The sequence below is a fragment of the Mucilaginibacter sediminis genome, assembly GCF_051903035.1.
Taxonomy (GTDB): Bacteria; Bacteroidota; Bacteroidia; order Sphingobacteriales; family Sphingobacteriaceae; genus Mucilaginibacter.
In genome coordinates this window covers 2,409,694-2,423,064 of the sequence record NZ_CP170602.1, presented here as the reverse complement: position 1 = coordinate 2,423,064, position 13,371 = coordinate 2,409,694, and the positions used below count along the sequence as shown (strand labels likewise).

Genomic DNA, 13,371 nt, shown 5'->3' with positions numbered 1-13,371 from the left:
AAACGTAAATTTGCAGTTTGGTTAATCGCATACTCGGCCGGGTGTAATTTTAATGATACAAATACTCCTTAATTACAATAACATTTTTTTAACTTAGGAAGCTGTTTTGTTATCAATGAAATTTAATGATAAAACCCTCTGTTCCGGAAAATGAAAATGAGCGTCTCGCCGCTTTAAACTCCTACCAAATTCTGGACACTTTGCCCGAGCGGGCTTTTGATGAAATTACGCTCATCGCTTCCGAAATTTGTCAAACGCCTATCTCGTTAGTTAGCTTAATTGATAACGACAGGCAATGGTTTAAATCAAACAAAGGCCTGGAGGTTACCCAAACGCCTAAAGAACTTGCTTTTTGTGCTCATGCCATTTTGGAACCCAAAGAAGTAATGGTAGTTGCCGATGCGCAAATTGATGAACGATTTGCCGATAATCCGCTGGTAACAGGTTCGCCACAGGTTGTTTTTTATACAGGTGTGCCGCTGATTAATCCGGATGGCTATGCCCTGGGCACTCTTTGCGTTATTGACCATAAAGCCCGCCAGCTCAATAACGCTCAAATACTTGCTCTTAAAGCCTTGGCGAACCAGGTGGTGGCGCAGCTTGAACTTAAAAAGAAAGTTAATGAACTTAACGCAACCAGGCTCCAACTGGAAGAGTCAAACCAACATCTTGAAAAATTTGCCATAATGGCGGCTCATGATATTCGCAACCCGCTCACCAATATTTTGCTTACCGGGCAAGTATTAAAAGATAGATTTAAAGATAAGCTTGATGAAAAAGGCAATAAATTCCTGGATATTATCAATGCATCTTCCTATAAATTGATCTCGTTGCTCGAAAAGATGCTCGACTATTCCAAATCAAGCAAAGTGCTGATGCAGAACAGGGAGGAAGCTGAGGTAATGAGCCTGTTAGATGAAGTACTTAAACTGGTGAACATACCAGCTGCTTTTACTGTTAACATATCATCGCGGCCTGTTAAAATTACCACATCGGTTGTTGCGTTTGAACAGATCATGGCTAACCTGATTAATAACGCTATCCGTTATAACAACAAACCTAAGGGCATTATACAGATTGAATTTACAGCCGATAACTGGTTTTACACTTTTGCTATTACCGACAATGGCATAGGCATTGCTCCGGAAAATTACACCAAAATATTTGAACCCATGACCACACTGGGCGTTAAAGACAGGTTTGACGTACAGGGTTCGGGTGTTGGATTAAGTACCGTAAAAAGCCTGGTTGAGGCATTGGGCGGCACTATAAAGGTTAACTCGGTTATTGATGAGTTTACGACGTTTACATTTACGCTTAAAAGGTAGCTATTTCCACCATTCAGCTTTTTCTTCTTTTAAAGCCATTTTTGAATTTGGCTTATTGCCAATATAAGCATCTCTAACGGTCTGCCAACCATACTTTAAGTACTTGTCATTAGGGCTAAATTCACCCGCCCCTAAATCCAAATCGCCGCTATTTGGGATTCGAAAATCGCCCCAATTGCAGCGCTGGGTAAAATTGCTGTCGTACATTTTCCAGATGCCGGCAAACTCGTTGTTGGCATAACCATCGGCATCTAAATCAATATCGTCGTAAATAATGGTGTTACTTTTATCCAAATAGAAAGACGTTTCGAAGCTTCCTTCAAATGTGCCGGAGTGAGGCTGCCCTTTGGTTTCGGCAAAGCTGTAATTTCCCTTTATTACAAACCGGCCTTTTATCCCTTTGTTTTTATATTCATCATCAACTCCATAGGAAATATTTTCAAGCTTAGATATATCGGCTATAGCGATAGTTCCAGTGAAGTCGCAGATGTTGGTTTTAACCATTGATCTACCTACCACCGTATACGTATTAGTTGCTGGTATCTTTTTAATGGATATGAATTTGACTCGAATACGTTGGTATTGATCTCCTATAAACCCATAAATATTTTGATTTGTTGTTTTTGTCCACAGTTTGGCAAAATCCCGGCTAATAAATTGAGGGGCTAAATTCTTTTTAATGGCTGGGCCATTCGTTCCCTCCCGGCTTTTATTTGGTTTGGCGCTGGATTGTGCAAAGCAAAAATGTACAATCGTGATTAGCAAGAAAAATAAAGCAAGCTTTTTCATAGTCTAAATATAAGATTATGAAATTATCCGATGAATTTGTTACGCTTATTTTATTTTACGTTGAAAGTTAATCTGTTTAATATTTATACGGCTTCATTGTAGCACATGAACAGGCGCAATTTGCATCGGTGATGCCAAGCTTCTTTAAAAAGAACTGGTAAAAACCAATACGATCTGCCATGCCGAAGTTATCGCCTTTACCGCATTCTACGTCGCCATTAACAATGTTGATTGTCATGCCAAAGCCGGGTGTTGTACGGCCGTTTGCTTTATCATTAGCTGTCGGTTGCCATTTGCCGGTCATCACATCATGGGCCGATGGCTTGTGGGTTTCGGGGGTCATCCAAAAATATATGGCGGCTTTAAAAGCTATTACCGGGTCTTGCTCTACCAATTCGGGGTTGTTGAGCAATATTTTTGAGTTGCCAAAAATAATGTTCGAGGCAAAACCATAGTTTCCGTTATAACTTAATTGCATGGGGCCGCGGCCGTAGTATTTTTTCCCTTTAACCGCAGGATATTCGTCGCTGTCGGATATATATACGTTTGATGTATTGTCTTCGTGTATCAACATCAATCCGTCGGTATAACTCCCGTTCATGCCGTGACGCGTTTCGTGGGCTATCTGCGCAAAAAAAGCTGCGAGTTCTTTTTTGTTGATATCGGCTGCCGAGGCAGTGCAAAAGTCTCCGTAGTCAACGGTAAACACGCTGTCTGGTTTCTTTTTTGCCCATTCTTCATTCCAGTCGGCATCCTGGCGTGCAACAGAATCTTTACCTGTTTTTTTGTTGGTGCGGATGAATTGATAAACCGACACGGCCCTGCGGGATACCTTTACTTTAACCAGCCCCAATTCATTAGCCGCTTTAATAAATGCGGCATAAGTATAAAATTTATTACGTTGTGGGAAAAGCTCATTGAACTGTTTCTCGGTAAGAATGCTGTTTATGGATGCCTTAGGTGCAGTTGTAACTATTGCGGCAGTATCCTGAGCTTTTTTATCCCCGGTGCTGCCGCCGCAGCTAACAGATGATATAATCATGGTGCTGGCGGCAACAAACAATAGCTTAGATGATAATATGATCGATTTCATGATTTTCATTAAATAACGGTTTTGACTATATTATAGGTGCAAGTTTAACGCTATCATTTTATAAAAGCATTTTATATGTAAAAATTACACAAAAGTGTTGTGTTATAATATTGGAATTGCGCTATTTGTTTCCGGTAAAAGTGATATATTCACTTTGACCGAACGAGGTGTGAAAAGAATTCATGAAGATATATACTAAAACAGGAGATAAAGGGTTTACATCACTAATAGGTGGTACCCGGGTAGCTAAATACCATTTGCGGATTGAAAGCTACGGAACTGTTGATGAGCTAAACTCATACATTGGCCTTATCCGCGATCAGGATATTGCCAGCCATGATAAGGAAATATTGAAGCAGATACAGGACAGGTTGTTTACAATAGGCTCCTCTCTGGCAGCAGACCCCGAACGGTCAAAAATGGTGATACCTGATTTGCATATGGAAGATGTGGAGTTACTTGAAAAAGAAATGGACAGCATGAATGAACAATTGCCCGAGCTGCGTCATTTTATTTTACCAGGTGGCAGTAATGCCATTTCGTTTTGCCATATTGCAAGATGTATATGCAGGCGTGCCGAGCGGATAACCGTTGAACTGGCTACCGGGAGTACAGTAGACGAAAAAGTGAATATTTACCTGAACAGGCTGAGCGACTACCTGTTTACTTTGGCCCGCAAAATTGGATATGATAATAAAGTGCCTGAGAATCAATGGATACCGAGAATTTGATAATGTGAAAAAAAATATTGATATTCCACTTAAAAATATTATAGTTTTGCGAAAAAGTTAATTTACTGATAAATTATAAAATATAGAGAAATATGTATTGGACACTTGAACTTGCATCGCATCTTGAAGATGCACCATGGCCCGCAACAAAAGATGAATTAATTGATTACGCTATCCGTTCCGGAGCTCCTGTTGAGGTGATTGAAAACCTGCAGGCATTGGAAGATGATGGTGAACCGTACGAAAATATAGAAGAGATATGGCCGGATTACCCGACCAAAGATGATTTCTTTTTTAACGAAGACGAATACTAATCTGCATAAAAAAGCCTCTTTTTAGGGGCTTTTTTATTTAGGCTACATTTTTGGAATGATTTTAGTAATAAGCTTAACACATTTATCACTTAAAACTTACAAAAATGAGAGGCTTATTGTACATTATCGCGGTTATCCTGGTAATAGGATGGCTATTCGGCTTTTTCTTTGGGCATGCCGGAAATTTAATTCACATACTTTTGGTAATAGCCATTATAGCTTTACTATTAGGCGTAATCAGGCGGGCTTAACAAACCCTGTATAACCCTGCATAAATAAAAAAGCCATCGGACTACCCGGTGGCTTTTTTGCTTAAAAGCAATGCTGCTATCGCGATGTCTTCAGGGAATGTAATTTTAATGTTTTCATAACTGCCCTCAGTAAGTTGAATATCAATGCCGATTTGTTCAACAACGCTGGCATCATCAGTAAATTTAGGGCTGAAGGCCTGTTCATAAGCTTTTCTTAACAAGCCGGCTTTAAAGGTTTGGGGCGTCTGAACCAGGTAAATGTCATCCCGTAATAAACTTACCGATTTATCGGCAGTGCCCTGCCTTACAGAATCGCGGCTTTTAACGGCTGTTACCGCGTTGCCATGCTCATGGGCATGGTTGTATGATGTTTGGATGATAGAAGCGCTGGTGAGCAGCCGAACGGCGTCATGCACGGCAATCAAATCGTCATCGTCACTACAAATAGCATTCAATCCGTATTTTACAGAATGAAAGCGTGTTTCGCCGCCGGCGACCAATAGGTGGGGAATGTCGAAATCGTGTTTTTTGCACAACTCATGCCAGTACGCATGAAAATCGGGATGAAGAACAAGAACGATATCTGGATTAACGCCGGAATTGTAAAATGCCAGCATAGTATGCATTAGTACAGGCAAACCATTAATCAAAAGAAATTGTTTTGGCACGGCAGTCTGCATACGGGTACCCGAGCCCCCGGCTACTATAATAGCATATTTAGATTTGAGATTTGAAATTTGAGATAGGAGATTGGCTTCGGTCATTTTTCTTTTGTTTAACCATTTACCTGTCGTGCTTTGTTCTTCAGCACGACAGCTTCAATTTTTCTGTCATCCCGAGGTACGAAGGCTCTATCGGCTATGCATGACCGATAGAAAAGTTCGCGAATAGATGCTTCGTTCCTCAGCATGACAGTTTTTTATTTTTCAATGTCATTCCCCTTTTGAGAATTTTGCGAAATTTTACTGCTCAGGATGACATTAATTTTCAGTAAATCTAAAACAAAAAAAATGAGATATAGGCTTTAGCCTCATATCTCATTTTTGATATCTCAAATCTAAACTTATATAATCAGCATGGCATCACCATAGCTGTAAAAGCGGTATTTTTCTTTAACTGCAACTTCGTAAGCGTTCATTACATGTTCGTAACCGCCAAATGCCGATACCATCATCAACAGGGTTGATTCTGGCGTGTGGAAGTTGGTGATCATGGAGTTTGCAATGCTAAAATCGTACGGAGGGAAAATGAATTTGCTGGTCCAGTCGTTGGCAGCTTTCAGTGTTTTACCTGCAGATACCGCCGATTCGATGGCGCGCATTGATGTGGTACCAACAGCGCATATCCGTGCTTTGCGCTCAATACCGCGGTTTACAATGTCGGCTTGTTTTTGCTCGATAATGAATTGTTCTGAATCCATTTTGTGCTTGGTTAAGTCCTCAACCTCAACCGGGCGAAAAGTTCCTAAACCTACGTGAAGGGTAACTTCAGCAAAATCAACGCCTTTTAGCTCAAGGCGTTTCATCAGCTCGCGGCTGAAGTGCAAACCTGCAGTAGGGGCTGCAACTGCGCCTTCGTGTTTGGCAAAAATAGTTTGGTAGCGTTCTTTATCTTCGGCAGTAGCTTTACGCTTAATGTATTTTGGCAGCGGTGTTTCGCCCAGGATCTCCACATTGCGGCGGAATTCCTCGTCGGTTCCATCAAATAAAAAGCGAATGGTACGGCCACGCGAAGTGGTATTGTCAACAACTTCGGCAATTAACAAATCGTCATCGCCAAAATATAATTTATTACCTACACGTATTTTACGGGCCGGATCAACTAGTACATCCCATAAGCGTAGTTCTTTGTTTAGTTCGCGTAATAAAAAAACTTCAATGGTAGCGCCTGTTTTTTCTTTATTTCCATACAAACGGGCAGGGAATACTTTAGTATTGTTAAGGATCATTACATCCTTATCGTCAAAATAATCAAGTACGTCTTTAAATATTTTATGCTCAATTTTGCCAGAATCCTTGTGTAATACCATTAAACGCGCTTCGTCGCGGGTAGCTGATGGGTTGTGTGCAATTAGTGACTCTGGTAAATTGAATTTAAATTGAGATAATTTCATGTTTGTGTATATGAATTTTCAGGGCGCAAATGTATGAATTTTTTTGTTAAATTCACGGATTTTTTTAAGGGTCTCCTTATTTTATAAACCTTTAAGTTTAATATTAAATTGCTGTAACTTAAACGCAGCAATACCGTCTAAAAAACAAAAACATTCAACCGGGTAAAATCTGTTCATTTTAGCTTTTGCTACGGTGCAAATGCAATAAGGTTAACCATTGAAATCAAAATAAGTTTATATGCTGTTTTTAAAACTTTTCGGGGAAAGCTTTTTGTTTGCTTTTGATGCACTAAAACAAAACAAAACCCGCACAACACTTTCGTTGTTAGGTGTAACCATTGGCATATTTACCATTATAGCCGTATTTTCGGCAGTTGATACACTGCGTAACAACCTGCAAAACAGCGTTAATAAGTTAGGCAACAACAGTATTTACGTTGAAAAATGGCCATGGGTAGGCGGCAGCGATTTTCCGTGGTGGAAATACTTGCGCAGGCCGGTACCCAAGCTTAAAGATTTTAATGAGCTGTCGCGCCGTAGCCAAACCGCCGAAGCTTTGTCTTACGAGATAAGCGTTGACAACCGTACCATTAAATATAAAAGCAATACCGTTGATGGCGCCCAGATTGATGCGGCATCGCAAGACCACAACAAAACCTGGAATTTTGATTTTGCGGAAGGACGGTATTTTACCGGGATGGAATCAAAAACAGGTGCCCCGATAACCGATATAGGTTTCGATATAGCCCAAAACCTTTTCCCGGCCGGTGATGCAATTGGCAAACAGATAAAAGTAATGGGCCGCTATGTTACGGTAGTTGGTGTGTTTTCAAAACAAGGTAAGGACATGCTGGGCATATCTACCGATAAAGAAGTTTTATTGCCACTTAATTTTGCACATAACCTGGTTGATATCCAGGCCGAAAATTATCACCCATCCATCATTGTGCGGGGTAAAGATGGTATCCCTACCGATGATGTTGAAAGCGAGATAAGGGGCCTCATGCGTTCAATCAGGAGCTTAAGGCCAGGTGTCGAAGATAATTTTGCGCTTAACCGTACCACTATGCTAACCCAGCAATTGGATAGTGTTTTTAAAGTTTTAAACACCGGCGGGGCTATAATAGGTTTATTTTCGATGCTGGTTGGCGGGTTTGGTATAGCCAACATCATGTTTGTATCGGTAAAGGAGCGCACAAATATTATAGGCATCCAAAAATCATTGGGTGCTAAAAACTATTTCATATTATTACAGTTCTTAATTGAATCCGTATCGCTTTGCCTCATGGGTGGGTTAATAGGCCTGTTATTTGTATATTTTTTAACGTTTGGTATTAAAGCTGTATTTGATGTGCAGGTGATACTTGGGGCTTCAAATATTATAACAGGTTTAAGCTTCTCGCTGATAACAGGTGTTTTATCAGGGATAATTCCGGCTTATTTTGCATCGGTACTAGACCCTGTTGAAGCAATACGGACTAACTAACGTAATAAATGAAAATTGTAAACAGTATTTTTATTGTTGCCGTGCTGGTGGCTGCACAGGCATGTAACCAACCAGTAAAGCAGCAGGAGGCTGTTAAAGCCGATACTGCCGCTGTTAAAGTTGTAGATGCAAAAATTGCAGATACTGCCAATACGGCCCAGGTGTTTTCTGCTTACATTGCGCTTAAAAATGAATTTCTTAAATCAAATATAGCAGGGATTAAAGCTGCGGCTTCGGTACTTGAAAGTAAGCTTATTGGCATTAAAGGTTGTTCAGAAACCGCTACGCTCACTAATAAAATGGTAACAACCGATGATATAAAAGATCAACGTGCAGCCTTTTTAACGCTGAGTAATGATGTGATTGCCCTTGTTAAAGGAAGTAAGATAAAAACAACAGCTATCTACGTTGATTTTTGCCCTATGGCTGATGCCGGTAAAGGCGGCTATTGGTTATCGTTCGATAAGAAAATTGCAAATCCATACTTTCCCGAACATATGAGAGAGTGCGGATTGGTGAAGGAGCAGCTGAATTAATACAAACCTTATTTACTGATTTACACTCACCGCAGGGTTATAATATTTGGCCGCTTTTTCAAACAAAGTTTCGGGTACAAAAGGCTTGGTAAGATAATCGCTCATCCCTGCTTCTAAGGCTTTGTTGTAGGTTTCGGGCATGGCATCGGCTGTTAATGCTATGATGGGTATATCCGGGTGCGATTTTTTGATAATAGCCGAAGCTTCAAATCCATCCATAACCGGCATCTGTAAATCCATAATGATAAGGTTATAGCTGTTATTATTTACCATATTTACGGCTATTTCGCCATTTAGCGCCTCATCAGTACTCGCATTCCATTTTTTTAAAAAACGGGTGGCAATCATCAGGTTCATTTTATTGTCATCAACTACCAGTATATTCATGCCAGCCAGGTTAAGTGTAAACCCGGCTACAGATGGTGTAACAGGCTGATGACCTGTAGTTTTTGAAGCTATATTAAAGGCGATAGAAAATGCAAAGGATGTGCCCTTGCGCAGTTCGCTTATAACAGATATAGTGCTGTTGTGCAGCTCAACCAGGCGTTTGGTAATGGCAAGGCCAAGGCCTGTACCGCCATAATCATTGTTAATTACATGCTTATCCTGCATAAACGGATCAAAAACAATACCGAAACTATCGGCACTGATGCCTATCCCGGTATCGGTAACCGTAAACTTAACCGTTACAGTAGTGCTGTTTATTAGTTCTTTCTCCAGTTTAATGGTAACCCCGCCGGTATGGGTAAACTTTACAGCATTGCTCACCAGGTTGTTCATTACCTGGCTTAAACGCATGTTGTCGCCGGTTACCATTTCTGGTATACCATCGTCAATTACAACATCCAGATATAATTGCTTTTCGGTAACCCTGGCGTGAAAGGACTGCTTTATTTTATGGATTAATTGATGAAGGTTGAACGGCGAGTTGTTAAGCTCAAGTTTGCCTGCCTCAATTTTATTATAATCTAAAATGTCATTGATGATAGCCAGCAGGTTCTCGCCCGAAAACTTTAAGGTATTCAGGTATTCCAGTTGCTCTGGCCGGGGATTTTCCGAGAGTAATAAATTGGTAGTGCCAATAACCGCATTCATCGGGGTGCGTATCTCATGGCTCATTATCGACAAAAACTCCGATTTAAATTTCGATGCTTTTTCGGCTACCTCTTTCGCCCAGATCAACTCTTGCCGTGCCTTTTGCTGGTCGGTTATATCTTCGCCAATGCTACTGGTTTCTCTCAGGTCGCCATTTTCGTCAAAAATAATGGTGTTTTGCCAGCTTATAATCCGTTCCTCGCCATTGCGGCAAATAATAGGATTAATAAAATGGGCTTCCACCGCATTATTTTTAAACCAGTTGGTCATGAAATCTTTTAAGTCGTGCGGTATAAAATGTTCCATCCAGTTCATGCCTGCAATTTCGGTTTGGGAGTAACCAAGCAGTTTGGCCAGGTATTTATTGCAAAAAATCACATTACCGTTTTTATCTAAAGTAACGGCTGCCAGGTTAATGGTCTCTAAAACCAATTTATACTTGCTTTCTGACTGCCGGTAGTCTAATTCGGCTTGTTTGCGTTCTGTTATATCCTGTAAAGTACCAATGATTTTACGTATGGTGCCATCATCGCGCCTCATCAGCTTACCTATAATTACGCTTAGATATTTTACGTTGCCATTTGGGGTAATTATGCGGTATTCTTGCGAGATATCTTTTAAATTTTGGGGTTTTCTGAGCAATTGCTTTAAAATATGCCTGTCATTAGGATGGACATATTTTAACAACAACCTTATTTGGTTTAATTCCCGCAAGTCAACGGCCGAAACTTCATATATAATGTTCAATTCATCCGACCAGGCAAGCAGGTTTGTGGTTAAGTTCCATTTCCAGTTACCTATTTTGGCAATGGTTTGGGCTTCCACCAGTTCTACCTGGCTAACTTTTATAGCTTTTTCAGATAGCTTAGCTTCTGTGATGTCCTGCAATACGCCAAAAATCTTTTTACCACTGCCATCATCAGCCTGCAACAAATCGCCACGGATAATTTTAATATATTTTAAATTGCCCTTCGGCGTAATAAATTTATGTTCAAACTGGGGCTGTGTTATCTGGTGAACGCTTGATAGGTAAGCTTCGGCATTTTTGCGGTCGTCCTGATGGATGAGGCTAATATAATAATGAAATTTGCTGATATTAGGGGGGATACTCTCAATCTCGAGCAGGCTGAATAAGTTATCTGACCAATAGGCTTCACTTGTAATGCTATCATACCACCAGTTACCGGTTTTTGAAATGGCCTGCGCCTCAAGTAAAAGAGCTTCATTGGCCTTTAGAGCGTTTGCATACCTTTTTTGTTCGGATATATCTACAAAAACTAACGAAATACGCTGCATATATGCGCCATTCCTGTCAAAAATTGGCACAACCTTAGCTATAAACCAAAGATCGGGATCAAAATCCGACATGAAATCAAAAGACGTTGACAAACGGGTTTGTATTACATAATCAAGCGCCTCATTATATTTCTTCGCCTTGTCTGTGCCTAATACGTCTTCTATTTTTTTTCCTATAAATGCTCTTGGGTTAACTGTTATTTTTGTTAAATCGCTAAACCAGGCGTTTTGGCAAACCTTATCTTCATTAAACTCATAAATAATATCATTTAATGAGTTTATGAGCGATGAAAGGTCTTCCCGGCTTTGGCGCAACATGCCGTCATTAGCTATCAGGTTACTGTTAAGCTGCATTACATTATCGACAGCATTTTTAAGCTTATATTGATATGATTTTACAACCAGGAATGACACGTAGGCGATGATGGAGAAAACCACAATAAGCACCGCCAGTACAGGCAGCGATATATTAAGCCGGGGGCCATTAATATAAGCAGCGATGATTGCCAGTAAATTAAGGCCGCAAATGGTAACAAATTCCCATGCTTTATTACAAAACAAAGTAAGGGCTATAAATATGGTAATGGAGCTAAACAGGTATGCATGCCCAAAACCATTAATGGTTAATAATATGTAATTATTAATTATCAGGAAAGCTAAAATTGTGATATAAGTACTTGCCGTATAAATGGCTTTATTGTTGCCGAAAGACAGGCCCAGTGAAACAACGCAAAAAAAACTGTTAATAAGCCTCAACCAAATAGGGTCATATGAGTTATAATAACAAAGATAATGTAACGAAGGGCTTGCAATAAACAGGCCGATGAGTAATAACCGGTAAACTGTATCGTCGTTTTGGATTATTAACAGTGTTTTAACTTTCAACGACATTAACAGATACTTTTTAAATGATTCAGGGCAATATTACTTAGTAAACGAGGGGTAATTTAATAATTTTGCCGTTAAAAATTTACAAATAGTAAATTATCTTAGCGGTTATTAATACGCAGATTTAATTACATTTGTTGCAGATACAAAAATTTCTATGTCGGAAACAGCACAGCTAAAAATTGGTGATAAAACATTTGAACTCCCGGTAATTGAGGGTACAGAAGGCGAAAAAGCAATAGATATTTCAAAACTGCGAGATCAAAGCGGTTACGTAACGCTGGATATCGGCTACAAAAACACAGGTGCTACCAAAAGCGCCATTACTTTTTTGGATGGAGAAAAAGGCATCCTTAAATATCGTGGTTACTCGATTGAACAACTGGCCGAAAATGCCAGTTTTATTGAAGTAGCCTACTTATTGATATACGGCGAATTACCAAAGGAGCAGGAGTTAGCCGATTTTCAATACCAGGTTAGCCGCCACACCCTTGTGCACGAGGATATGAAAAAGTTTTTTGATGGCTTTCCATCAAAATCACATCCTATGGGCCAGTTGTCGTCATTAATTGGCGCATTAGCTGCTTTTAATCCCGAATCGTTAAAGCCAGGTTTATCTGTCGAGGAAGTGAACCTCGAGATTATGAAGCTGCTGGCTAAAATGAGCACTGTAGTATCATGGATTTATAAAAAATCGTTAGGCCACCCGGTTGTGTATCCACAAAATAAATACGATTATGTAACCAACTTCCTGTACATGACGTTTGCCGAGCGTACAGAAGATTATAAAGTTGATAGGGTAGTGGTAGATGTAATGAATAAACTACTGATATTACATGCCGATCATGAGCAAAACTGCTCAACGTCAACAGTACGTATTGTAGGTTCATCAGATGCTAATTTATACGCGTCTATTTCGGCAGGTATTTCAGCACTTTGGGGCCCGCTGCACGGCGGCGCCAACCAAGCCGTGATAGAAATGCTGGAGAAAATTAAAAATGATGGCGGAGATACCGATAAATGGATAGCCAAGGCAAAGGATAAAAACGATCCTTTCCGTTTAATGGGTTTTGGTCACCGGGTATATAAAAATTTCGACCCGAGGGCCAAGATCATTAAGAAGGCCTGTGATGATATATTAGAAAAATTAGGCATCAATGACGAGGTACTGGAAATAGCCAAAAAGCTGGAAGAAGTAGCCCTGAAAGACCCTTATTTTGTTGAGCGCAAGCTGTACCCCAACGTTGATTTTTACTCAGGCATCATTTACCGGGCATTAGGTTTCCCAACCGAGATGTTTACCGTACTATTCGCCCTTGGCCGCCTGCCAGGTTGGATAGCCCAATGGAAAGAGATGAAAGCCAACAAAGAACCCATTGGCCGCCCACGCCAAATTTATACCGGCGACACCGACAGGGAATATAAGGATATAAAAGAAAGATAGTTATTGT

12 protein-coding genes are annotated in these 13,371 nt (G+C 40.2%); 7 read left to right on the top strand and 5 right to left on the bottom strand.

What is annotated here, in order from left to right; all coding sequences use genetic code 11:
- Window positions 1-125 precede the first annotated feature (125 nt).
- The gene (locus ACFGVS_RS09415) at window positions 126-1,328 is read left to right on the top strand and encodes a sensor histidine kinase (protein WP_439698420.1); all 1,203 of its coding nucleotides are present in this window, start codon (window positions 126-128) and stop codon (window positions 1,326-1,328) included.
- Here ACFGVS_RS09415 and ACFGVS_RS09410 read toward each other — a convergent pair whose 3' ends face one another.
- Window positions 1,329-2,117 carry a hypothetical protein gene (locus tag ACFGVS_RS09410; RefSeq protein ID WP_439698419.1) on the bottom strand — a complete coding sequence of 263 codons (789 nt, stop codon included), beginning with the start codon at window positions 2,115-2,117 and terminating at the stop codon, window positions 1,329-1,331.
- Between the two features lie 76 nt (window positions 2,118-2,193).
- Window positions 2,194-3,210, bottom strand: coding sequence for a chitinase (locus ACFGVS_RS09405; protein ID WP_439698418.1), 1,017 nt, complete (start codon window positions 3,208-3,210; stop codon window positions 2,194-2,196).
- A gap of 182 nt (window positions 3,211-3,392) precedes the next feature.
- Here ACFGVS_RS09405 and ACFGVS_RS09400 point away from each other — a divergent pair, with 182 nt between their 5' ends.
- From ACFGVS_RS09400 to ACFGVS_RS09390, 3 genes are all read left to right on the top strand, one after another.
- Window positions 3,393-3,941 carry a cob(I)yrinic acid a,c-diamide adenosyltransferase gene (locus tag ACFGVS_RS09400; protein ID WP_090652028.1) on the top strand — a complete coding sequence of 183 codons (549 nt, stop codon included), beginning with the start codon at window positions 3,393-3,395 and terminating at the stop codon, window positions 3,939-3,941.
- Window positions 3,942-4,033: 92 nt separating this feature from the next.
- Complete coding sequence (locus ACFGVS_RS09395) at window positions 4,034-4,255, top strand: DUF2795 domain-containing protein (RefSeq protein WP_002996718.1); 222 nt, start codon at window positions 4,034-4,036, stop codon at window positions 4,253-4,255.
- A gap of 104 nt (window positions 4,256-4,359) precedes the next feature.
- A complete protein-coding gene (locus ACFGVS_RS09390) occupies window positions 4,360-4,506 on the top strand; it encodes a lmo0937 family membrane protein (RefSeq protein ID WP_143065512.1) in 147 nt (48 codons plus the stop codon).
- Between the two features lie 41 nt (window positions 4,507-4,547).
- Here the strand turns inward: ACFGVS_RS09390 and ACFGVS_RS09385 are convergent, their stop codons facing one another.
- The gene (locus tag ACFGVS_RS09385; RefSeq protein ID WP_439698417.1) at window positions 4,548-5,270 is read right to left on the bottom strand and encodes a 2-C-methyl-D-erythritol 4-phosphate cytidylyltransferase; all 723 of its coding nucleotides are present in this window, start codon (window positions 5,268-5,270) and stop codon (window positions 4,548-4,550) included.
- 299 nt (window positions 5,271-5,569) lie between these two features.
- Complete coding sequence (gene queA / locus ACFGVS_RS09380; protein ID WP_090652026.1) at window positions 5,570-6,619, bottom strand: tRNA preQ1(34) S-adenosylmethionine ribosyltransferase-isomerase QueA; 1,050 nt, start codon at window positions 6,617-6,619, stop codon at window positions 5,570-5,572.
- Between the two features lie 238 nt (window positions 6,620-6,857).
- Between queA and ACFGVS_RS09375 the strand changes: the two genes are divergently transcribed.
- Window positions 6,858-8,105, top strand: a complete 1,248-nt coding sequence (locus ACFGVS_RS09375) for an ABC transporter permease (RefSeq protein WP_090652025.1) — start codon at window positions 6,858-6,860, stop codon at window positions 8,103-8,105.
- An 8-nt stretch (window positions 8,106-8,113) separates the two neighbouring features.
- Entirely contained in the window at window positions 8,114-8,641 is a 528-nt protein-coding gene (locus tag ACFGVS_RS09370) for a DUF3347 domain-containing protein (RefSeq protein WP_439698416.1), read from the top strand.
- Window positions 8,642-8,653: 12 nt separating this feature from the next.
- Here ACFGVS_RS09370 and ACFGVS_RS09365 read toward each other — a convergent pair whose 3' ends face one another.
- Window positions 8,654-11,923, bottom strand: a complete 3,270-nt coding sequence (locus ACFGVS_RS09365) for a PAS domain S-box protein (RefSeq protein WP_439698415.1) — start codon at window positions 11,921-11,923, stop codon at window positions 8,654-8,656.
- Between the two features lie 154 nt (window positions 11,924-12,077).
- On the opposite strand from ACFGVS_RS09365, the gene ACFGVS_RS09360 reads away from it, so the two are divergent.
- Window positions 12,078-13,364 carry a citrate synthase gene (locus ACFGVS_RS09360; RefSeq protein WP_274212685.1) on the top strand — a complete coding sequence of 429 codons (1,287 nt, stop codon included), beginning with the start codon at window positions 12,078-12,080 and terminating at the stop codon, window positions 13,362-13,364.
- Window positions 13,365-13,371 lie beyond the last annotated feature (7 nt).

Excerpts from the sequence above, each read along its gene's own strand:
- ACFGVS_RS09415 (WP_439698420.1), top strand. The coding sequence starts at position 126 with ATGATAAAACCCTCTGTTCCGGAAAATGAAAATGAGCGTCTCGCCGCT.
- ACFGVS_RS09410 (WP_439698419.1), bottom strand. The coding sequence starts at position 2,117 with ATGAAAAAGCTTGCTTTATTTTTCTTGCTAATCACGATTGTACATTTT.
- ACFGVS_RS09405 (WP_439698418.1), bottom strand. The coding sequence starts at position 3,210 with ATGAAATCGATCATATTATCATCTAAGCTATTGTTTGTTGCCGCCAGC.
- ACFGVS_RS09400 (WP_090652028.1), top strand. The coding sequence starts at position 3,393 with ATGAAGATATATACTAAAACAGGAGATAAAGGGTTTACATCACTAATA.
- ACFGVS_RS09395 (WP_002996718.1), top strand. The coding sequence starts at position 4,034 with ATGTATTGGACACTTGAACTTGCATCGCATCTTGAAGATGCACCATGG.
- ACFGVS_RS09390 (WP_143065512.1), top strand. The coding sequence starts at position 4,360 with ATGAGAGGCTTATTGTACATTATCGCGGTTATCCTGGTAATAGGATGG.
- ACFGVS_RS09385 (WP_439698417.1), bottom strand. The coding sequence starts at position 5,270 with ATGACCGAAGCCAATCTCCTATCTCAAATTTCAAATCTCAAATCTAAA.
- queA (WP_090652026.1), bottom strand. The coding sequence starts at position 6,619 with ATGAAATTATCTCAATTTAAATTCAATTTACCAGAGTCACTAATTGCA.
- ACFGVS_RS09375 (WP_090652025.1), top strand. The coding sequence starts at position 6,858 with ATGCTGTTTTTAAAACTTTTCGGGGAAAGCTTTTTGTTTGCTTTTGAT.
- ACFGVS_RS09370 (WP_439698416.1), top strand. The coding sequence starts at position 8,114 with ATGAAAATTGTAAACAGTATTTTTATTGTTGCCGTGCTGGTGGCTGCA.
- ACFGVS_RS09365 (WP_439698415.1), bottom strand. The coding sequence starts at position 11,923 with ATGTCGTTGAAAGTTAAAACACTGTTAATAATCCAAAACGACGATACA.
- ACFGVS_RS09360 (WP_274212685.1), top strand. The coding sequence starts at position 12,078 with ATGTCGGAAACAGCACAGCTAAAAATTGGTGATAAAACATTTGAACTC.